20 protein-coding genes are annotated in these 22157 nt (G+C 45.8%); 8 read left to right on the top strand and 12 right to left on the bottom strand.

The annotated features are described in order from the left end of the window. The first annotated feature begins 54 nt into the window (after positions 1–54). Both L0991_20680 and L0991_20675 read left to right on the top strand, forming a co-directional pair. Positions 55–357: a fructose PTS transporter subunit IIB gene (locus L0991_20680; protein XGB64444.1), complete on the top strand. Its 303-nt coding sequence runs from the start codon at positions 55–57 to the stop codon at positions 355–357. Positions 358–364: 7 nt separating this feature from the next. Next, positions 365–1138 carry a PTS sugar transporter subunit IIA gene (locus L0991_20675; protein XGB64443.1) on the top strand — a complete coding sequence of 258 codons (774 nt, stop codon included), beginning with the start codon at positions 365–367 and terminating at the stop codon, positions 1136–1138. A gap of 17 nt (positions 1139–1155) precedes the next feature. Here the strand turns inward: L0991_20675 and L0991_20670 are convergent, their stop codons facing one another. Then, positions 1156–1995, bottom strand: a complete 840-nt coding sequence (locus tag L0991_20670) for an AraC family transcriptional regulator (protein ID XGB64442.1) — start codon at positions 1993–1995, stop codon at positions 1156–1158. 379 nt (positions 1996–2374) lie between these two features. Between L0991_20670 and L0991_20665 the strand changes: the two genes are divergently transcribed. The 4 genes from L0991_20665 to L0991_20650 all read left to right on the top strand — a co-directional run bounded on the left by L0991_20665 (position 2375) and on the right by L0991_20650 (position 7771). Then, positions 2375–4279 (top strand): fructose-specific PTS transporter subunit EIIC, encoded by a 1905-nt coding sequence (locus L0991_20665; protein XGB64441.1) that lies wholly within the window; start codon positions 2375–2377, stop codon positions 4277–4279. 94 nt (positions 4280–4373) lie between these two features. Then, positions 4374–5591 (top strand): mannose-6-phosphate isomerase, class I, encoded by a 1218-nt coding sequence (gene manA, locus L0991_20660; GenBank protein XGB64440.1) that lies wholly within the window; start codon positions 4374–4376, stop codon positions 5589–5591. Between the two features lie 298 nt (positions 5592–5889). Further along, complete coding sequence (locus L0991_20655) at positions 5890–6330, top strand: PTS sugar transporter subunit IIA (protein ID XGB64439.1); 441 nt, start codon at positions 5890–5892, stop codon at positions 6328–6330. A gap of 13 nt (positions 6331–6343) precedes the next feature. After that, positions 6344–7771, top strand: a complete 1428-nt coding sequence (locus L0991_20650; GenBank protein ID XGB64438.1) for a fructose-specific PTS transporter subunit EIIC — start codon at positions 6344–6346, stop codon at positions 7769–7771. 75 nt (positions 7772–7846) lie between these two features. On the opposite strand, the gene L0991_20645 is transcribed toward L0991_20650, so the two are convergent. Beyond that, a complete protein-coding gene (locus L0991_20645; GenBank protein XGB64437.1) occupies positions 7847–8623 on the bottom strand; it encodes a transporter substrate-binding domain-containing protein in 777 nt (258 codons plus the stop codon). Positions 8624–8747: 124 nt separating this feature from the next. Between L0991_20645 and L0991_20640 the strand changes: the two genes are divergently transcribed. Continuing rightward, the gene (locus L0991_20640; GenBank protein ID XGB64436.1) at positions 8748–9488 is read left to right on the top strand and encodes an amino acid ABC transporter permease; all 741 of its coding nucleotides are present in this window, start codon (positions 8748–8750) and stop codon (positions 9486–9488) included. Between the two features lie 145 nt (positions 9489–9633). On the opposite strand, the gene ugpC is transcribed toward L0991_20640, so the two are convergent. From ugpC to L0991_20600, 8 genes are all read right to left on the bottom strand, one after another. Next, positions 9634–10764 carry a sn-glycerol-3-phosphate ABC transporter ATP-binding protein UgpC gene (ugpC, locus tag L0991_20635; protein ID XGB64435.1) on the bottom strand — a complete coding sequence of 377 codons (1131 nt, stop codon included), beginning with the start codon at positions 10762–10764 and terminating at the stop codon, positions 9634–9636. A gap of 9 nt (positions 10765–10773) precedes the next feature. Beyond that, positions 10774–11508, bottom strand: coding sequence for an HAD family hydrolase (locus L0991_20630; GenBank protein XGB65426.1), 735 nt, complete (start codon positions 11506–11508; stop codon positions 10774–10776). After that, on the bottom strand, positions 11498–12967 hold the full coding sequence (locus tag L0991_20625; GenBank protein XGB64434.1) for a CehA/McbA family metallohydrolase: 1470 nt from the start codon (positions 12965–12967) through the stop codon (positions 11498–11500). The genes L0991_20630 and L0991_20625 overlap by 11 nt, the downstream gene beginning before the upstream one ends. 104 nt (positions 12968–13071) lie before the next feature. Next, positions 13072–14352 carry an extracellular solute-binding protein gene (locus L0991_20620; protein ID XGB64433.1) on the bottom strand — a complete coding sequence of 427 codons (1281 nt, stop codon included), beginning with the start codon at positions 14350–14352 and terminating at the stop codon, positions 13072–13074. A gap of 6 nt (positions 14353–14358) precedes the next feature. Beyond that, entirely contained in the window at positions 14359–15306 is a 948-nt protein-coding gene (locus L0991_20615; GenBank protein ID XGB64432.1) for a carbohydrate ABC transporter permease, read from the bottom strand. Positions 15307–15329: 23 nt separating this feature from the next. Beyond that, on the bottom strand, positions 15330–16214 hold the full coding sequence (locus tag L0991_20610) for a sugar ABC transporter permease (GenBank protein ID XGB64431.1): 885 nt from the start codon (positions 16212–16214) through the stop codon (positions 15330–15332). A gap of 84 nt (positions 16215–16298) precedes the next feature. Next, positions 16299–17201: a LysR substrate-binding domain-containing protein gene (locus L0991_20605; GenBank protein ID XGB64430.1), complete on the bottom strand. Its 903-nt coding sequence runs from the start codon at positions 17199–17201 to the stop codon at positions 16299–16301. Positions 17202–17361: 160 nt separating this feature from the next. Further along, positions 17362–18987, bottom strand: coding sequence for an ABC transporter substrate-binding protein (locus L0991_20600; GenBank protein ID XGB64429.1), 1626 nt, complete (start codon positions 18985–18987; stop codon positions 17362–17364). A gap of 143 nt (positions 18988–19130) precedes the next feature. Here L0991_20600 and mpaA point away from each other — a divergent pair, with 143 nt between their 5' ends. Beyond that, on the top strand, positions 19131–19841 hold the full coding sequence (gene mpaA / locus L0991_20595; protein ID XGB64428.1) for a murein tripeptide amidase MpaA: 711 nt from the start codon (positions 19131–19133) through the stop codon (positions 19839–19841). Positions 19842–19944: 103 nt separating this feature from the next. Here mpaA and L0991_20590 read toward each other — a convergent pair whose 3' ends face one another. Both L0991_20590 and L0991_20585 read right to left on the bottom strand, forming a co-directional pair. Beyond that, positions 19945–21255 (bottom strand): hypothetical protein, encoded by a 1311-nt coding sequence (locus L0991_20590; GenBank protein ID XGB64427.1) that lies wholly within the window; start codon positions 21253–21255, stop codon positions 19945–19947. Positions 21256–21524: 269 nt separating this feature from the next. Next, complete coding sequence (locus tag L0991_20585; GenBank protein ID XGB64426.1) at positions 21525–21869, bottom strand: SMR family transporter; 345 nt, start codon at positions 21867–21869, stop codon at positions 21525–21527. Positions 21870–22157: the final 288 nt, after the last annotated feature.

The following is a 22157-nucleotide window of genomic DNA, read 5'->3' as shown; positions in this document are numbered from 1 at the left end:
ACTGGGTTTTCCCATACCAGAGAGTAAAGTGGCGAGATTAAGCCGAGAATAATAATGAGAATTGTAGCGGTAACTGCGTGCCCTACAGGCATTGCGCACACCTATATGGCAGCTGATGCATTAAATAAAACAGCCCCTAAATTCAACGTTTCAATCAAGGTTGAAACACAAGGCGCTATGGGTATTGAAAACTTATTGTCTGCACAGGACATTACTCTCGCAGACAAAGTGTTGATCGTCTCTGATATCGACATCGAACAACCAAGCCGATTCGACCCAGTTAAAACCGTATTCATTCCTATGGAAGAAGTGTTGTTGAGTGTCGATAAGGTTTTCATCAAGCATTGTCGGGCTTGAGCCTTTGATGAACGAATATCAGATCACCTTCTTTGTTGACGACCCAACGGCGAACTCACATGTCGCGCAGCCGCTTGCTCGCTTAGCGAAAAAGTTCAAAAGTACCATCCGCATTATCAACATCACTCAAAATCGAACCGCCGATCTCTCCAAATCTGTCGCGATGTTACAGGTGGGTTTACTCCGAGGGGATTTATGCCAGATTACCGCGGTAGGTATTGATGCCGAGCTGGCCTGTTTTGTCATAAAAGACGTGATTGCCGAACACTACACCATGGTTGGCTCACAAGTGAATCATGAGTTCTCTAACGACCTTATCCAACGCATGCCTCAGATATGCCCACCTTGCGACATCAAGTGGCACCATGCTAAAGCACAAACTCAACTGACCAAGTTTGAGTGCCTAAAAGGGCTCGCTCAATTAGTGCATCCAGCAGATCCGGATGAGCTGATTCTTGCCTTCATTAAACGAGAAGAACGCTCGTCTACGTGTGTGTCACCAGGTATCGCCTTGCCCCATGTGATGTTTGAGTCGACCCAAGACCTCTCTATCGCCGTTATCGTCAGTGATGACCCTATCGATTGGGCCTCTCCAATTGGCCAAGTCCACGTGGCTATCGCTTTGGTATTGCCAACTAAACCACAGCGAGAACACATTATTGCAGCCACCAATCTGACGCGAAATCTGCTACACGAGCAGGTCAATGAACGTTTGCAAAAGACCCGAAGCAGCGTCGACCTACAAGCCCTGTTGATGTACATCTCTTCACGTCTGATTTAATAACCATAACGTTAGATCTAGATTGATCCTCGATATTCTGTTGGCGTTCGTCCTGTGCGGTTTTTAAAAACTCGGCAGAAATAGTTCACATCTTTAAAACCACAACGTACCGACACTTCATTGAGCTTGAAATTGTACTTCTTGAGCATGAACTTAGCTCGGTCGACTCGGACACGAGTGATGTACTCGGCCAGCGTCATATGGCCTTGTTGGCGGAACATTCGAGACAAATGGTTGGATGAAATACTAAAGCGCGAGGCGATGCTGTCACGGGTGATCTGACGATGGAAGTTCTCTTGAATGTAAATACAAATGCCCTGATACACATCCTGTACTCGGCTATGCGACTTCTCGACGGGCGCATCTAACATCGTCTTGCTGTATTGCAGCAGGGCTTGCAGCAACAACTCATCCATTGGTTGCTTGTTACTCTCGCGTGCTAATGAACTGAGTGCCTCAAGAATATTGTCAATGGCAAAGCCAGAGCGAGTCTGAATACTGTGCTTTTGAATATCGTAGAAACTCTCTTCGCCTTTGCGCTTACTCACCAAGCTTAAACCAAGTTGGCGACGACCAAACAACATACTCAGCACTGAGCAATCCGTATCCCAGTTCGGCTTGTTCCAACAGTTAGGCGGGATAAAAATCGCATCTCCCGCTTTCGCAACGACGTTGGTGATCTTACGATCATGACTCTCCATTTCATTAATATACTCACCGTCGAGCACCAGCTCTAAGCGCGGAAAGTTCACCTGATAACTGAATGCTGAAGGCGTGTGGAAATCTCCCGCAAACCAGATGTTATGAAATGGTTCTCGCTCATTCAATACCGACGAGATTAGGTCATGAAATATCATTTATTCGAACTCTTAAAAGCAGCAATAACGCTACGGGAATAGATATACTCCTTAGTGAAACATAGCGCTATTGAGAAAAATCACAATTTGAGATCTAGGTTACAAAAATCCAGTAGTGGAAATAAATATCCAGTCTAAGACCAGATTTAGAACACCTTTATCATGATAAGAAAATCAACCTAAACCCTTATCAATAAAAGCCTTAAAAGCTCATAAAAGCTGTCAACACCCCCCCAAATCGGCACTCCTAAACGATCAAAGTCACACTCCATTTAGAAGGCAACAATCATCCAGTAAATGCGTTTTTTCTTCACTACAGAAGGCAAGTAATCAATTTCAGAATATCCCTAACAAAATAAAAACAGAGTAGGGGTTCATTATGATCACAACACTGATCAATCAAGATTTGATTAAGCTTTCGCTTAGCGCCAATTCCAAAGAAGACGTATTTAAAGAGCTGATAGACGTGCTGTACGCACAAGGTCGAATTTCAGACAAAGATCAGTTTCTTGCCGACATTAAAGCGCGAGAAGAACAAGGTAATACTGGCTTTGAAGAGGGCATCGCCCTACCACACGCGAAAAGCAGCGCGGTAATCAAGCCTGCGGTTGTTATCGGCGTACACAAACAAGGCATCGACTACGGCGCCGATGACGGTCAACCTTCAAAGCTATTCTTTATGATTGCCTCTCCCGATGGTGGCGACAATCACCACATTGAAGTACTGGCAGAGCTTTCTTCAAAATTGATTGAAGAAGGTTTCATTGAGAACTTTATGAATGCCGACTCCGAGCAAACGGCATTGGAACTACTTCTGACGAAACCAGAGCCAGTTCAAACCGAAGACACGACAGAAACCCAAGGCTTCATCATTGGTGTGACAGGTTGCCCGGCTGGCGTGGCACACACTTATTTAGCAGCAGAGGCGTTAGAGAAAGGCGCAGCAGCACTTGGCTACGATGTTAAGGTTGAAACCAACGGCTCTATCGGCGTTAAGAACAGCCCAACTCAAGAAGAAATTAAACGTGCAGACGCGATTGTCGTAGCTTGTGATAAGCAGGTCGACATGGCTCGCTTTGCTGGCAAGCGTGTTATCTGCACCAACGTAAAAGCACCAATCAAAGACGCGCAAGGTTTGATTAGGCAAGCACTCAATGCGCCAAGCTACCGAGCAGAACAAGCGCCAACCAACCAATCCGTTGCCGAAAAAGCATCACAAGCGCGCTCAGACCTTTACCGTTACTTGATGAATGGCGTATCACACATGATCCCATTCGTAGTGACGGGCGGCCTTTTGATTGCCCTAGCCTTAGCGATTGGTGGCGAGCCAAGCGAATCTGGTATGGCGATTCCTGCTGGCAGCATGTGGAACCAAATCTTAGAAGTCGGTGTGGTTGCCTTCACATTGATGATCCCAATCTTGGCTGGCTACATTGCTTACGCGATTGCTGACCGCCCTGCTCTAACCCCTGGTTTGATTGGTGGCTGGATTGCCAACAACGGTTCTTTCTATGGCGCTGACGCAGGCACAGGCTTCATTGGCGCAATCATCGCAGGCCTATTAGTCGGTTACTTCGTTAAATGGATTACCTCGTTTAACTACCACAAATTCGTTCAACCACTCGTGCCTATCATGATCGCTCCGATCACTGGCTCTCTATTCATCGCAGGTCTGTTCATCTTCGTAATCGGTGTTCCAATTGCTGGATTGATGGATGCGCTTACTGCACTGCTAACCAGCATGAGCACAGGTAACGTGGTGCTACTTGGCATCGTACTGGGTGGCATGGCTGGCTTTGATATGGGTGGCCCATTCAACAAGGTGGCGTTCCTATTCTCGGTTGGCATGATTGCCAGCGGTCAAACTCAATTCATGGGTGCAATGGCATGTGCAATTCCTGTGGCTCCACTTGGTATGGCTATCGCAACCAGAATCGGCCGTAAGTTTGACCTGTTCGAATCCTCTGAAATTGAAGCAGGCAAAGCTGCAGGCGCGATGGGCTTAGTGGGTATCTCTGAAGGTGCGATTCCTTTCGCCGCTCAAGACCCAATGTCAGTTATCCCTGCCAACGTACTTGGCTCAATGACAGCTGCGGTTATGGCGTTCTCATTCGGCATCACCAACAGCGTTGCTCACGGTGGTCCAGTGGTCGCTCTACTTGGGGCAATGAACTACCCACTGCTAGCACTGGTGTGCATGGCGTCTGGTGCGGGCGTAACTGCGGTTACTTGTATCGCGCTTAAAAATCTACGCAAAGCCAAGCTAACAACAGCAGCGGCTTAAGCCATTTCAACTCCAATGGCTTGAGCCCACTCTACTCTCACATTTCATTAGGCCGAGTAGAGCTCAAGCCATGTTTCCTTTCATGGTGATTTCGATGTCTGATTTTTCTTTAGCGAACGATTCGTTCGTACAACGCTTTTTCTACCCTATGACCAACGTGATTCAGAACTACGCATGGGGTAGCCCTTCTTCGTTCAACCAACTGTTTGGCATTGATAACCAGTCTGGTGAGCCACAAGCAGAGATCTGGATGGGCGCTCATCCAAATGGTTGTTCAATGGTGAACGACAACGGGCAGCAGACCACATTATCGAGCTTGATCTCTAAGAACCTAAACCTGTTTTTAAGCGAGAAAGTAGCGAGTCGATTTGGTGAACTCCCATATCTTTTCAAGGTGTTAGCAGCCGAGAAAGCACTCTCTGTTCAAGTTCACCCAAACAAGCAACAAGCGGAATCTGGCTATGCACTAGAAGAGCAACAAGGCATTCCGATGACAGCGGGCAACCGTAATTACAAAGATCCCAACCATAAGCCAGAATTGGTGTATGCCCTAACCGACTACACAGCGATGAATGGCTTTAGGTCGATTAACGAGATCCTTGAGCATTTTCATTACCTCGATATTCCAGAGTTGCATTCTATGGTCAACGACCTCACGGGCGATCAAACACCCAATGGATTAGCCTGTTTCTTTGCAAGCTTGTTGTCTCTGGAAGGTGAGCAAAAAGGTATGGCGTTAACCATGCTGCTGATGAAGGCCAAGCTTTCTGATAAACGTGTATTCCAATTGATTTCAGAGCTTGAAGCTCAATACCCAGGTGATGTCGGCTTGTTCGCTCCACTGCTATTGAATGTGATAACCCTAAAGCCAGGGCAAGCCATGTATCTGGATGCCGAAACGCCTCACGCTTACATCAAAGGCACAGGCTTAGAAATCATGGCGAACTCAGACAATGTGTTGCGTGCAGGGCTGACGCCTAAATACATGGACGTAAATGAACTGGTTTCTTGTACTCGATTTAATGAAAAGCCCGCGGATAGATTACTGCTGAGCCCGATTGAACAAGGTGATGTGATGGAATACCAAATTCCAGTCGAGGATTTTAAGTTCTCTATCGTGCAGAATTCTCATCAGAGAAAAATCACCACCGAAGGTGCCGAGATCCTACTACCACTCGATGAACCCATGGTGCTAACCCATCAATGTGGTGAAACCTGCGTAATAGAGAAAGGCCAATCGGTGTTCATTCCAGCTTACGCAGAGACCTACAAACTGGATTGCGTTGGACGCGTAGCGCGCGCTTACAGCTAGATCTCTAACAACTCAGAACACACTCTTCATGCCCTGCTTTTACGGGGCATTTTTGTTTCTACTGTTTTTTGCTCCTAGAGCTTTTTTGTCCCTACAGCTCTTTTATTCCTACAGAAAGTTATTTCAGCACCGAAATACGCCATCAAATATGACCCACTTCACACTGGATGAATGATGCAAATCACACTTAATTTTGCTTGGTACAAATGTACAGTGAAGGGCTTTTATTTGCTATTTCGCGAATCGGGTTAATCCATTAATTTTAATTCAAGAACTTCAATAGTGAATGAGTTAATAAATGATCACACAGCTAACTAACGTCAACTTAATTAATAACAACCTTCAAGCGAATAATAAAAAAGAACTGTTTGAAGAATTGGCAGGCATGTTATTTGAGAATAACCGAATCAGCGGTAAAGAAGCCTTCTTGGCAGATATTGAAATTCGTGAATCTCAAAGCATCACCTCAATGGACGGCATCGCTTACCCACACTCGAAAAGCAAGGCAGTAACAGAGCCTGCAATTGCGGTCGGTGTTAAGCGCGAAGGCATTGAGTATGGCGATGAAGACGGCATTAATCCAACCGTGTTTTTTATGATTGCTTCACCAGACAACGGTGCTGACCATCATATTTATGTACTACAAGAACTATTTGGAAAATTCAGTGATGAATTTATCCAAAATATCCATAACGCAAAAGATGAACATCAAATCCTTAATATTTTAATTAATTCATAAGGCGTAGACAATTATGAGTACCCTAGCAAATCAAGCTACGAATACCAGTAGCAATTCTAATAACAGAAATAGCAGTAGCGACTATAAAAAGATCCTTAGCACTATGAAAGGCCACCTGCTTTTTGGTACATCACACATGCTACCTTTCATTGTTGCCGGTGGTGTTCTGTTGGCTCTAGCAGTCATGGCATCGGGTAAAGGTGCTGTTCCAGCAGACGGCTTACTGGCAGACATCTCCAACATCGGTATCAAGGGCCTTGTTCTTTTCCCAATCATTCTTGGCGGCTTCATTGGTTACTCAATTGCTGACAAACCAGCACTAGCACCAGCAATGATCTCTTCTGGCATCATGGCAGACATGGGCGGCGGCTTCCTTGGCTGTATAGTTGCTGGCTTCATCGCAGGTGGCGTGGTACTTCAACTTAAGAAGATCCCACTTTCTACCAACATGACAGCACTAGGTGCTTACTTCATCTACCCGCTTGTTGGTACGCTAATCTCTGCAGGTATCGTATTGTGGGGCATCGGTGAACCAATCAAACTGTTCATGGCTTCAATGAACGAGTTCCTAGCGTCAATGGCGGGTGCATCTAAGATGGTTCTGGGCACAATCCTTGGTGGTATGACAGCGTTCGATATGGGCGGTCCAATCAACAAAGTGGCAACCCTATTCGCTCAAACTCAAGTAGACACACAACCATGGTTGATGGGCGGCGTAGGCATCGCGATTTGTACACCGCCACTAGGTATGGCACTGGCGACGTTCCTATTCAAAAATAAGTTCTCTAAACAAGAACAAGAAGCAGGTAAAGCGGCGGCAATCATGGGCTCTATCGGTATCTCTGAAGGTGCTATCCCATTCGCAGCGAACGACCCAATGCGCGTTCTGCCTTCAATCATTGCCGGTGGTATCGTTGGCTGTGTGTTTGGCTTCATGACAGACATCCTACTTCACGCACCATGGGGCGGTCTAATCACAGCGCCGGTATCAAGCAACATCCCTATGTACGTGGTCGGTATCGCACTAGGCTCTCTAACCACAGCGGTTATCGTTGGCTTCTGGAAACCAGTAGTCGTTGAAACAGAAGAAGACACAGTTGAAGCTGCGCCAGTTCAAGCTCAAACAGCACCTGTGGCAGGTGAAGGCGAATACGACATTGTAGCAGTAACATGTTGCCCTTCTGGTGTTGCACACACCTTCATGGCAGCCAAAGCACTAGAGAAAGCAGGTGCGGCAGCAGGCCTTAAGATTAAGGTAGAAACACAAGGTCAAAATGGCATTCAAAACCGCATTACCGACCTAGATGTCGCAAACGCGAAACTGGTTATCTTAGCTCATGATATTCAAGTGAAAGACGCTCACCGCTTTGCCAATGCGAACGTGATTGAGTGTTCAACCAAAGAAGCGATGAAGAAAGCCGCAACACTGGTCGTCGCATAACCCAACGTCAAGTTAGCTCCTAACTCTAGAGCCCTACCCCCTAAGGGCTCTATTTTTCTCTTATCTATGAGCTCGTTACATGCTCTTCAGTCCCCACTTCTCAGCGGTTTGCTTGAAGAAACCTTGCGTTTTTTTCAATTCAACCCAGTGGTTAATGTAGTTAATCCAAACCTGATCATCTTGTGGTAGTAGCATCGCAATTGGAGTTGGTTTCCGTGGCTCTTTCACCGGAACTATCGCGAGTTGTTTAAACTTCTCTACCAAGGTTGCAGCCTCTACGTTTGAAGTCACAGAGACATCAGCCCGGCGAGCCAAAAGCTCTTGGAAATCCCGTGCCGGCGCTTCAATCACGATGTGTTGTGCCGACGGGAAGAAGTCCTTCACCATTTTTTCTTGTACTGTGCCGAGCGTGGCAGCAACTTTGATTTCTGCTTTGTCAAAGTCACTCCAGTCGGAGAACTTCTCTATGTCTTTCTTTTGCACAACAGGGACGAAAGCCAGATAGAAATAGGGTTGGCTGTACCCAGCGACTTTTGCTCGAGACATGTTGAGCGATGCGCTGCCAGTCACGTCGTATTTGTTGGCTGTGATGCCATTCACCAAGGTTTTCCAGTCTGTTGCGACGTATTCCACTTTAACGCCTAGGTCCTTAGCCAACTCAGTCGTGACATCGATATCAAAGCCGCGGTAGCTATTGGTTGCTGGATCCTTCATTGTCATTGGGTTCCAATCCCCAGTTGTACCAACGCGAAGAACTCCGGCATCGAGTATCTCCTGCAAACGACTTTGTGCATGTGCAATTTGTGTAAAAGCAAGTAAGCACATTCCTAATGCAATTAAGCTTTTCTTCATTTTTTATTCCTTCAAAGAATGCTGATTTCTAAGTGATGAATGTAGATATTCTTCTTAATTATTAACCATTAAACAGATTTGGTTGTTAACATAGCAATAACAAATGGAGTTTTTGGGAGTAAATGTGAACTATCGTCACTTATCGCTAGTTTCTCTGCTGTTTCTGACAGGATGTTCAGACTACCAATGGGGATGGTATGTACTCGACCCGTCGACGGAGCAGGGGCGAACTAACATTCAGTTTTTGATGGCTGGTTTTAGCGAGACTATTCAGGTTTCGTTGCTAAGCATGTTTTTTGCTATGGCTCTGGGTCTATTGGTCGCCTTTCCAGCGCTTTCTAGTTCTCCAATACTCAGGGGGATTAATCGACTTTACGTAGAGGTGATGCGTTCTATCCCTGTATTGGTATTGCTATTGTGGGTGTATTACGGAATGCCGACATTACTCGATGTCTCTTTGAACCACTTCTGGGCAGGGGTAATCGCATTAACCATTGCAGAGAGCGCTTTTATGGCAGAAGTGTTCCGTGGGGGGATTCAAGCGATTAATCGTGGCCAACATGAAGCGGCCGAATCCTTGGGATTGACCTATTGGCAAAAAATGCGATTGGTTATCCTACCGCAGGCATTCCGTCAGATACTGCCGCCCTTGGGTAATCAGTTTGTTTATATCCTCAAGATGAGTTCGCTAGTGAGTGTGATTGGTTTGAGTGATTTAACAAGACGAGCAAATGAGCTGGTGGTGAACGAATATTTACCTTTAGAGATCTATACGTTTCTGGTTTTGGAGTACCTTGTTCTTATTTTGGTTGTATCGCAAGCGGTTCGTTGGCTAGAAAAAAGGATTGCGATTCCGAGCCATTAAATGGTTCTAACCCTCAAGAACATTTAGCTATCTCCAACAAAAAAGCCTCGAGTACAGGCCCGAGATCCTGTAGATACTCCCCCTAAGAAAAATCCCCACTCATCTGAGCGGGGATTTCTTTATTTAGACTATTCGACACATCGACTTATTCAGTTAGAACTTCTTCTGTCTCTAGGTCAAACAAATGACATTGTGAGGTATTGAAATGAAGCATTGTCTCTTGCCCACTTTCCGCCATTCGGTCAGCATCGAAAGGCACGCGAGCCACCAGCTTATCTGCACCCAATTTGAAGTAGAGATACAGCTCGTTCCCCATAGATTCGACCACATCCAGTCTATGTGTTTGGGTATTAACCTCAGACAACGGTGCGTCGTGATTAGCCAACTGAATGTGCTCAGGACGAACACCAAACCACACCCACTCTCCCGATTTTTCACGAGCAATAACCTGCTTGTCTTGTGGAAGTGTCCAACGAGTACCACTTTCAGAAACCACGTTCATCACACCGTCAATCTCATCCAATCTTACCTTGAGAAGATTCATCGCTGGCGAACCAATAAAGCCTGCGACAAACTTGTTTGCTGGGTATTGATAAAGATTCATTGGCGTATCGACCTGCATGATCTCACCTTGATTCAGCACACAGATGCGATCACCAAGGGTCATGGCTTCCACCTGATCGTGTGTCACGTAGATCATGGTGGCGTTCTGCCCTTCTTGCTTCAGGTTGTTGTGCAGCTGTGCAATACTGACTCGCGTTGAAACTCGCAGTTTTGCATCCAAGTTAGACAGAGGCTCATCAAACAAGAACACATCTGGTTTACGAACCATCGCACGACCAAGCGCGACACGCTGCCTTTGACCACCTGACATTTCACCCGGCTTGTTATCTAACAAATGCTCAATGTCTAATGTCTTGGCAGCTTCTTCGATACGTTCAGTGATTTCACGCTTTGGCAGCTTCTGTTGTTTGAGGCCAAAGGCCATGTTGTCGTATACCGACATGTGTGGGTAAAGCGCGTAGTTTTGGAACACCATTGAGATACCACGATCTTTCGGAGGCAGATCATTAACGCGCTTATCCCCGATGTAAACATCACCCTCTGAGATATCTTCCAGCCCAGCGATCATGCGCAGTGTGGTGGACTTGGCACAGCCAGACGGCCCAACAAACACCATAAACTCGCCTTCTTGAATATTGAGGTCGACACCATGTACCGCTTTAAAGCCGTTTGGATAGGTCTTCTCAACGCCTCTCAAGGTTACTTCAGCCATAACCAGTCCTTAAATCAATTCGTTAAATTCTTGAGGATCGAAGTTGGCAACCGAATGAATCACCAAGTCAGCCATTGGCTCTAGTTCGGCGTGATTTGCCGTACCAGTGAGTACACCCACGTTCTTAGCACCAGCATTGCGACCAAATTCCATGTCCGATACCGTGTCACCAAACATGATCACTTCATGTGGCTCGATACCACATTGCTCGCAGAACGCATTCAACAATGCGGGCGCTGGCTTAGGCTCAATATCACCATCAGAATAGCCAACGTAATCAAACAGTTCGCTCAGGCCAGATTGCTCTAACGTATAAACAGTCGAGTCTTTGGTATCAGCCGTTGCTACACCCAAATACATGCCTTGTTGTTTAAGCGAGGTCAGCTTTTCCGTTACACCCGGCAGTGCTTCAACCCACTCTGGATTCTCTTCCACTTGGTTATTGAAAGCCGCCTTGGTGACTTGAGTAAACTCAGCCAGAGATACCGAAGGCTCTAGCATTTTGAACCATGCAGTCGCAGTATCTTCGACTGGGTTAGAAGCCAATAGTCCATAGTTATCAACCACATCACCTTCAACACCGATGGCCAAGAGTAACTCATCAGGTGTGACAGTTTGATTACCCTGATGCTGGTCACTGTAAGATTTCACACGCTCACAAGCACCACGAGAAACGTTGAGCCACATCTTGTGAAACTCTAACAATGTGCCGTCTTTATCAAATAACATCGCCTTAAACTTCATCACGGCTCATTCGCTCCATTAGTTCTCCCCAAGTACGCACTAGGGGTTGGTTAAATTCTGGTTGTTTACCGTCGAATACGGCGTTGATGCAGCCTTCAAACTCACGTTTATCAGATGCAGGTTGAGTACTGTTGATTGATGCTGAAGAAAGCTCTCCGCGACGAATATCGACTCGGCACCAACGGTAGCCTTCATCAATATGGATACTTTGCAGCTCATCATTCAAAGCGATTCGATCGACAATCTCGCCATCCACCACGCACTCCGCGTAGTAAGGGTTTTCTGAGTCAGAGACAGCAATTCGGTATGTAAGCGCTTGCCCTTGAGAATCGTTGCCCGGTAACAAGTCCCCTAAGTTGATATCAAACTTCAAGCCGCAACGGCGCTCTAGGTAAACTTGCCCATTACGCAGACCAGACAAGATACCTTCGCCACTCAAACCATGGCTGTAAACGAAGGTGGATGGGTCGCCATAGATGGAAGGCTCATCCGATTTAGGATTGCGCTCATGCGGCTCAAGGTGTGAATCACTGCCGCCAATCGCGGTAATGCGCTGGCCACAATTCCACATTTCATTGAGAACCAATAACGCCTCTTCGGTCGCTTTTGGTGAGGTCGACCAAGTTGGGTCACAGCAAACTTCAAACGTGGACACTTGGCTGAGATCGACTTGATCGTAATGCCAATGCCACGGCTTCATCATTGGGTGATTAATGCCAAGGGAACTGTGTCCACTTTTCGCTAAACTCAATCCCGCTTCCATGGTCGCTTGGCTGCTGTGTTCAACGTCTCTAAGGTCCAAAGACTTAACTGGGCCATGCACATTGAAGTGCCCGAGATCGGTCGTAACTTCTAACGCAGGCAAGAACAAACACTGCTTTGATACTGGCAGTTTAGGTTGGCAGATGTTGTGCTCTGTGAAGAAAAAGAAATCGAGCCCTTGTGATTCCACAATGTCTTTAGCCGCAGCCAAGGTATTGTGACCATCAGAAAGCTGAGTGTGAGCGTGTAAATCGCCACGATACCAACGAGAATCAGAACTCAGCATGTGACTGTAATCAAACTCGATATCGTGATCACTTGTCACCGTTGGGGTCAGTTCTAACTCAGCATCGCTATTAACTAACTCTTCAGAGCAAAGTACATCGACTTGATACTGCATCGCACGCTCGGTACGAAACTCACCCTCAAGGTTATAAAGTTCTAAGAACCACTGGCCCGATGGAATCGCACCATCAATCGCGCCTAGGCCTGAGTTTTCCGGTTGGATAATGAGTGACTTGTGCGCCTTTTCAAATAGCACTTTGCCACGAAATGCTTGGTTGGCATCATACGCCGCTGCGTACAAGAATCCTTTTGTCACCGTTGTGCCGGTAATCGTTACGCTGTGAGAACCTGCTGGCACATCAAAGGGGATACGTACTCTGCCAAACGGCAGCTCACCTTGAAATTGGGTCATTGTCTTCACCAAATTCGTCCTACTTGAAGGACTGGGTCAAAAAGAGGCCCACCCGAATAGATGGGCCTTGATGCATGCAAAGATAGTTTTGTTATCTTTACGGATTAAGAACGATTCGCTCGGTCTAGTGCACGTTGCGCTTTCTTAGCCGCTTGTTTTAGCGCTTTGTCAGCAGGCACGTTTTGGATTTGAATCTGGTCCGCAGCTACCTTCAGCGCATCCATGATCTTACCGTTGGTAGGGTCTAGGAAGTCTTTGGTCGCCGTGTTCGCTTGCTTCAATGGAATCAGAGCTTGTGGGTTGTCTTTGGTGAACGCTTGGTATTCTGGAACTTCAGAAACACTGTTGCGCACTGGGATGTAACCTGTGAACATTGACCAAGCTGCGGTGTTTTTCGCGTTGGTGTAGAACTCAACAAACTCAAATGCACCTTTCGCCGCTGCGTCATCTGTGCCTTTTGGCATTACGTAAACCAGCGCACCCGCTTGTGGTGCAGAAGGGTTTGAGCCCCAACCTGGTTGCGTGGTTGCTGAAAGCTTAGTGAAGTCCAAGTCACCTTGGTCACCCGATGAACCGGTGTAGCCTAGTGCGTTGTCTTTCATCACATCATCAATGGTTTTGTACCAGTATTCCCAACCTTGACCTCCATAGTGAATACGCATGATTTGATCATCGTGGATCCACTTACGGAAGCTGTCCCACACCTCAACCCACTCAGGAGAGTCAATCAGTACTTTCTTACCGTCATCACTGATGATCTTAGCGCCGTTAGAAAATGCTGCGTCAATCATGTTGTCTTGACCCCACATCGGCTCCCAACCGTAGAAGGTCACATTACCTTTCTCATCACGTTGTGTGACTTTCTCAGCGACCTTAGCCACGCCTTGCCATGTCTTTAGATCTTGCTCAGTAAAGCCGTTATCTGCCAACACCTGCTTGTTGTAGTAGAACACTTGAGTGGTACCGTAAGCAGGTAGACCTATGATGGTGCCGTCGTCTGCCGTCACTTGATCTTTGAACGCGCCAATGAAATCAGAGAAGTTAAACTCTTCATCCATGAACGGCGTTAGGTCACGGCTCAGACCACGCCCGTGCATCGCTTCCGCACGACCTGAATCTAACAGCACAAGTTCAGGTGCGGTTTTAGACGCTAAACCGGCTTGCAGCTTCTGGTAGGTTTCCGTGTAGTTACCTTGCAATGCAGGCTTCACTACATACTCATCTTGACTCGCGTTGAACTCTTCGATGAGCTTAGTCATCATTTGCTGTGGCTTAGTACCACCGGAATACCAAAAGTTAACTTCGGTTGCCGCAAGAACACTGCTAGAAAACATAGACGCGCTTACTGCGCCAGCACACACTAGTGCGAGAGTTTTTAGTTTCATTTCCGTTTACTCTTTTACGCCGTTATCGGCGATACCTGAAAGAATCGTCTTTTGACAAATGACGAATAGAATTAACAAAGGCAATACTGCAATGGTGCTCGCCGCCATAATTTGCGACCAGTTCAACCCATAGTTACCTTCGGCAATAAAATAGTGACGAATACCAGTAGCGATCAGATTTAAATCCTGAGTCGTAATCACCAGACTTGGCCACATGTAGCTGTTGTAATTGGTAATAAAAGTGATGAGGAACAGTGTTGCGACTGCTGCTCGGCATTGCGGTAAGATGATTGCCCATAAAATCTTGAGCTCACCTGCACCATCAATTCGTGCCGCTTCAATCAGCGACGGATGCACCTTGATAAACACTTGGCGTAGATAGAACACACCGAACACCGACGCCGCGTTCGACGCCACCAAGCCCATGTGTGAATCCAACAAACCCAGTTTTGCCAAGGTGATGTAAGACGGAATGTAAGTCACTGCGCCCGGCAACATGTAACAGCCCATCACGACGAAATAGAGCACTGTCTTCGAGCGAAACTTCAACTGAGTCAGCGCGTATGCAAACATCGCGGAATTCACAATCACCAACAAGGTAGTGAACAAAGCCACACTAAAGCTGTTGAAGATGTACAAGCCAAACGGCGCGCTGTGAAAGGTTTCCACAAACGTTTCCCAGCGAAACTGCTCTGGAATCAAGTCCAGCGGGTTAGCAAAGATCTCATCGTTGCTTTTCAGCGAACCAGACAGCATCCATAAGAACGGAAACACCATAATGGTTCCACAGGTTGCCAAGAACAGGTGCTTCGCCAGTGTGAGGAACGAACGGCGATCCGCTGAGGCTTTCTTTGACGCAACTTCTGACTTCGTCGCTTTGACTTGAGCTCTAACTTTGGTTTTCGCTGCGCTCTGACTTAATACTTGATTGGCATCCAATACTTGCGTGGTCATAATTCTGTCCTTTCAAAAATTGACTAGTAGTACACCCAGCGCTTGCCGATGTAGGTATTAATAAGTGCCAGCAATCCAGTAATCAGGAATATCACTAACGATGTCGCGGCCGCAGGTCCCATTTCGTAACGCTCAAACGCTTGTTGGTAGAACAAGTACAGCAAGGTGCGTGTTTCACCACCCGGTCCGCCCTGCGTTAAGATCTGGAACTGATCGAACGCCTGCATTGCCGTGATAATGTTGACCACTACCAAGAAGAATGTGGTTGGTGAAATCAGTGGCAGCGTTATCTTCAAAAAGCGCGTTAAGCTGCTGCAACCATCAATCAAAGACGCCTCATACAGCGACTCTGGAATCTTGTTAAGCGCACTGATGTAAAACAGCATCGTCCAACCAATCGCCTGCCAAACTGTCACGATAATCACCGCAACCAAGGCTGTGTTTCCGTTCTCTAACCATGGAATCGCACTAAACCCTGCTGACTCCAATAAGTGGTTTGCCAAGCCTGATTTGGTCTCGAACACCCAAGACCACACAATCGATACCGCGACTGTGGGTGTAATCCAAGGGGAGAAGATCACCGCACGATAAAACTGGCTACCCTTGAAGTTTTTGTGCAGCAGCATGGCAAACACTAGACCAAGAAGGATAGTGGGAATCACTACACCCACAGAGAACCAAAACGTGTTGAGCATCGCTTGGATGAACTCATAGTCCTCGACCATGTACTCGTAATTTTCTAAACCGATGAACGAATAATCTGGCGAGATGTAATCCCAATCGGTGAAGCTGATGTAAATCGAATAACCAAATGGTACGAGCCAAAAAGTAAACAGTGGCACCAACAACGGTGCAGTAAATAGCAGTACCTTTAAGCGGTTTTTCATTGGTTCTGAGAAAGCACTCATGGTGACCTCGTCCTTATTTGTATGCGGTTAAATTAAGGGGTTTGTGTGACAGGTTAGTAAGAGCGCCCTTCATTTTTTTTATGGCTACCCATTAGAAAATCTTTCTTCCAGCTCACCGTCTTCCATCTGGTGATAAAGCCAATCACAAAAGAAATTCACCTTGGCACTGCGTCGGTGTTTGGTAATCAAATAGTGGGCTGATTCGGCAGGCATTGAGGACTCTGTCGCCAAAACAAGTTCGTTTTTCTCTAACAACTCAGACACCGCAAGCGAACGCACTAACAACACGCCAATACCATGTTTGACCGCCTCTAAAGCGTGCAGAGAGTTACTCACTTCAAGTAGCACCTTAGGTAAAGTCATCTCGAATTGGTTGTGACTCAGCCATTGCAGCCAGTTCTCTCGGTAGCCTTTTACTTGCACGGTCGGCAGAGCAGAAAAATCATGCTCAACCAACGAATCTTGATGTTGTTTTTTAAATTCTGGGCTGCACACTAACTGCCAATGCTCTTGAAACAGTCGCTCGCAATGGGTGTCTTCGCTTTCGACCTTACCGTTGGTCAGTTCAATATCGACATTCTGACAAGGGTTGGTAGATGGCCAGTCCACCAGCTGAATATCGAGCCTGATAAAAGGGTATTTTTGATAAAAAGATGGCAGGCGAGGTAGCAGCCAGTTATGACAAAAGGTGTGATTAACGCGCAGGCTCAAGACATCGGTTTCTTTTTCTCCGAACAAGATTTGAGTCTGTAGTTTCAGATGGGCCAATGAGCCCGCAACAATCGGTTGATAATGTTGGGCAGCCGATGTCAGCTGTACGCCTTTGGAGCTGCGTTCAAACAGTGTGGTATCGAGAAAGGTTTCTAAACTTTTAAGCTGCTGGCTCACCGCTGCTTGGGTAACACAAAGCTCTCGCGCAGCAGCGCCAATAGAACCGAGGCGGGCAACAGCTTCAAACGCAACGAGGGCACGTAGAGGGGGTAACATGGCTTCACCTGATTGAAATAAAAGTGAAAAATACTTCAGGCAGGTTTCAGTTTTTTGCGCTTACGGTTACAGATTAATGACGAAGGGACGTTGATCAGAGATTTATGATCAACGTCCCTTTTCTCTATTTCAGACTTTTAATGATGTGCCAGAAGCTCAATTACTCTGTGATGTAGAGATCCTTAGAGTAGATACGCCCTTCTACATTGTTCTTCGCAAAACCACCGACACTTGGTCGCACTAGACGGGCCTGCATGTAGTAGTAGATTGGTGCGATCGGCATGTCTTCTGTCAGTAACTGCTCCGCTTGGTCATAGAAACCTTGGCGATCTTGTTCGCTGGTTGCGGCTAGTGCGCTGTCCATTGCTGCGTCGTACTTGTCATTACTGTAGCGAGCAAAGTTACCCGAAGAACCTGAACGCAATAGGCTCAAGAAGGTTGATGCTTCATTGTAGTCACCACACCAAGAGGCGCGCATTACATCGAAATCACCTTGACGACGTGACACCAAGTAAGACTTCCACTCTTGGTTTTCCAGTTCAACTTGTGCGCCTAGGTTACCTTTCAGCATTGACGCAATCGCCACTGCAATCGACTTGTTCGATTCACTGGTGTTGTAAAGCAGTTTGAAATCCAACGGGTTAGACGCATCGTAGCCCGCTTCTTTCAATAGCTCTTTTGCTTTTTGATCACGTTCTTTCTGAGTCCACGTGCTGTATTCAGGTTGTGTCGCATCAAAGCCAGCCGTGTACTCATGTGCAAAGGTATAAGCAGGTAAGTTGCCCACCTGAGTCACGCCATTGGTGATAACGTCACGCATCATAGAATAAGAGACAGCTTTACGTACTCGCGCATCATCAAAAGGTGGTCGCGTAGTATTGAATGCATAGTAGTAAGTACACAGAAGAGGCACTGTGGTAAACGCATCTTGGTATTTGCTTTTAAGCTGCTGCGCCATGTGTGTAGGTACGTCCGAAGTAATATCGACCTCACCCACTGCATAACGGTTAATAGAGGCATTCTGATTCTCAAACGGAATATAAGTCACTTCGGTTAAGTGAGTATCTGAACTGTCCCAATATTTCGGGTTCTTCTTCAGTTCAATGCGCTCGTTCACCACCCACTCGTCTAGTACGAATGCGCCATTACCGACAAATTGCTTAGGATCACTCCACGGCTTGTCGCTACTTTCTAGGGCTGCTTTATGCACTGGCATCATGGATGTGTGGCCCGTCATTGCCACAAAGTATGGCACTTGGCTGTCGAGTTCAAAACGGACGGTGTGTTTATCGACTGCCGACACGCCTAGTTCCTCAATCGGTTTCTTACCTTCTGCCACATCAGCAATATTGTTGATTTTGGTGAGCTTCAGATACCACACATTTGGCGATGCCGTTTTTGGGTCTACCGCGCGTCTTATCGCATACACGAAATCATCGGCCGTCACCGGATCGCCATTCGACCATTTCGCGTCTTTACGCAGGTGGAATACAAACGTTTTGTTGTCTTCGGTTTCCCAAGATTCCGCCACACCTGGAGTAATGTTGCCATCGCGATCTTGAATCACTAAGCCTTCGAACAGGTCACGTAGAATGTGCATTTCAGGAAGGCCTTCAGCCTTTGCCGGGTCTAGTGTCGCCGCTTCCGCATCATTCGCGCGCACTAAGTGTTGTTGCTTTGCCAGAGTGGTTCCCGCTGGCAACGTGTCAGCAACGGCAGTCACTGAGATAAAAGGGGGCAATAGAGATGAAATGAGTAACGCCGTTGAATGTTTCTTAAAATCCATATGTTTTTGCTCTCCTAGCCTATCTTTGAAGCAAGTAATAAAATTAACAATGAGACTGTTGACGAGTTTTAATGCTTTCGTTTATCTAAGTAGTTTTTGTAATCGTTAATACTTGATAGTACTTGATCAATCAGGAGATAAAGGTGAGTTTAATTCCAAGAACGGAAAGAGCTGCATTTTCAATAAAGCCGCTACCATATGGAAAGTCGGTATTGGGCGCACCCTTGCTCTATTTCCCCGCGCAAGTAGAAAGCGAATCTCGAGGCCTAATCATAGCAGGCACACACGGTGATGAAACCGCGTCTATCGCGGGTTTGTCTTGTGCGCTAAGAAGCTTGCCAACCACCAATTTACGACACGATGTGATTCTGTCGATGAACCCAGATGGTAATCAGTTAGGTACCCGTGCCAACGCCAACCAAGTCGATTTGAACCGCGCATTCCCGACGCAAAACTGGACAGAAGACGGCACCGTTTATCGCTGGAGTTCTCACACACCAGTCAGAGATGTAAAAGTAAAAACTGGGCAAGCCGATCAGCTTGAACCTGAAGTGCAATCAATCATCAAGCTCATTGAGCAGCGTAAGCCCAAATTCGTCATCTCTTTCCACGAACCACTCGCCATGGTCGATGACCCAACCCAATCGGAACTCGCATCGTGGCTAGGCAAACAGTTCAACCTACCGCTCGCTGAAGACGTAGATTACGAAACCCCAGGTTCATTCGGCACCTGGTGCCAAGAAAGAAATCTACCGTGTATTACCGTAGAGCTACCACCCGTTTCTGCGGATTTGACGATAGAGCAGTATTTGGATGCGTTGGTGGCTGTGTTGGGGTGTGAGAAGGTTGGTTAGACAAACTCGTTTTTGGACAGAAACCGTTTAGTTGCTTTGCCCTAAACGGTTTCAATCAGATTAGAAAAATTATCTTGAAACCTTAAACGCTTTGTTAACTGTTTTATTCAACTGTTCTTGTATTTTCATCAAAATGAGGATATGCCGAATAATCAAAATCATCTGGAAGAAATTTGTTAAAACTCTCCCTGACTTTCTTATGATCTAAACCTGCTCTGTTTCTCCGATACAGTTGATTATTGCCTTCTATCTTCTGTAGCAAATACTCGGCAGCCTCTTGATTGAAATATCGTAGGTTTGGAAGTAGACAGTTAGTGAACCTTGAATCCGCCGTATCAAAACCTCCACTACGGCAATAATATGAAGAAATCAGTTTTGCATATTGCGTTTCCCATTCTTCACTGTCTGATAGTTCGAGAAGGTATTTCCATTGTGATTCAGAAAAATCAGGATATGCTTCACCTTCTATCCAAGTAATCAGGTAATCAAAATGGTTAGATAAATCACCTCTGGTGAACCAACCACATGTCCGCCCTACATCTGTAATTTCTGATGCATGTTGAATTTTTAGTTTTGCATCATCTGTTAATAGCCCATAGAAAGACTCATTCATTGACAAGTAATGAACTATGTAATCTAAAGGAAAACCATTTGAGGCGATGTTGCTGTAGTAATCTTGATCAGCACTAATAAGCTCAGCTAGCTTATTTTTGTGACGGTTTGTTATTACTCTAATAACGTTTAGGTTTAGTAACCTATTTTCGTTACATTTATCGTCGGCAACTTTGAAGGTCAATTTCCAAAGAGTTCTGTAAAGCGAAAACTCAACCTCATCTGTCATTCTATTCAGGTATCGGCTTTCTATATACTTTTTAACTTTATCCCTTGTATTCAAAGCTTCTTTGGATTCATCAAGATCTTCAAGAATTTCAGATATAACTTTCTGTGTATAAAATGGTGGTTTTATAAGTAAACCTTCTAATGTATTCCGAATCAAAGATCGGACTGTTTCTTTGTTAGGCTTATGAAGCTCTAGATTACCTCTAAGTACTGGGTGGGCACACAAATGTCGCTGCTTTTGAAGGTATCGAATATTTTCGTATTCTGCGCTATCTATAAGGTTGGTTTTATTGAAGACTTTATCAACAACCCCTAACTCCCAACTAGAAGATCTAGCGTCTTCATTTTGGATAGCTCTAACTTCATCTAAAATTTCCTTAGCCGCCGCATCAGAATACAAGTCAACTAGATACTGTAGTTTGTAAACAATATCCGAAATTGCAACCGCCCATAACATCACTACAGATGACCTATATGATCCAACTTGATAAGACGTCAATACTTCTTCGAAGTAATCCTTGGTCTTACCAAAATGAATCTGATCTTTCATTGATTCAATTTCAAAATTTTTCATTCATAGTTCTCTATTTTGACTAGGCAGTTAACGCTTTATAGACGGACTTTTACCGTCTTTGCATTCCGTCTATGTTGCTGCCATTTATTATGAAACTCAACCAGTATCAACCTGTTATGTGAATCGACATATAGTTACGGGGGCGAGTTGAGGAAAAATTCCGGATAATATATCTAAGTACGGATTAGATTAACTTGGTCTGTAGGTGTACTGGTCCGGTGTTCCGTTTGCAGTTTCTAAGAAGGTTTGGGGCAAAAACAATCTAGCCCCTAATGACTCACCGAACTCGAAAACAGATTAATAATCACTACGCCAGCCAGAATCAAAGTGATACCGATGATTGCGTAGATGTCGAGCTTTTGCCCGTAGACCAGCCAAGACAGTGCTGCGACTAGCACTATCCCTGCCCCACACCAAATCGCATACGCCACACCCAAAGACATGGTTTGCACTGTGAGAGACAATAGATAGAAAGCACAGCCGTAGCCAGCCAATACTGCGGCAGTCGCGGGCAAAGAAGTAAACTGCTGCGTTTTAGGTAATAAAGAAGTGGCAACAACTTCAAGCACGATGGCGAGTGATAGCATTACAGGAGGTGGGAGAGAGAAAAGCATGTTCAAACCTACAACTAGAAAATAGGCGGCAAGCTTATGCTCTATTTATTTCCAATAAATGTCCCTTCTACTTAGTTACTATTTAGAGTCTCGATAGATTCTCTTAGCAACACCTTTCCTTTCACTCCCCTTCAAATCCCATTAATTATTACAAATACGTAATAATCATTTTCTATTTAGTGGGATTATCAAAACCTGCAACCACACATATACTAGCTCCAACAAAACGAGAGAGCGGAAACAATTAAGCTCGACTACGCTTAACGAGTTGAACTTAATTGCAAAGTT

The organism is Vibrio chagasii, from assembly GCA_041879415.1.
Lineage (GTDB): Bacteria > Pseudomonadota > Gammaproteobacteria > Enterobacterales > Vibrionaceae > Vibrio.
This window is presented reverse-complemented; position numbering and strand designations above follow the sequence as displayed.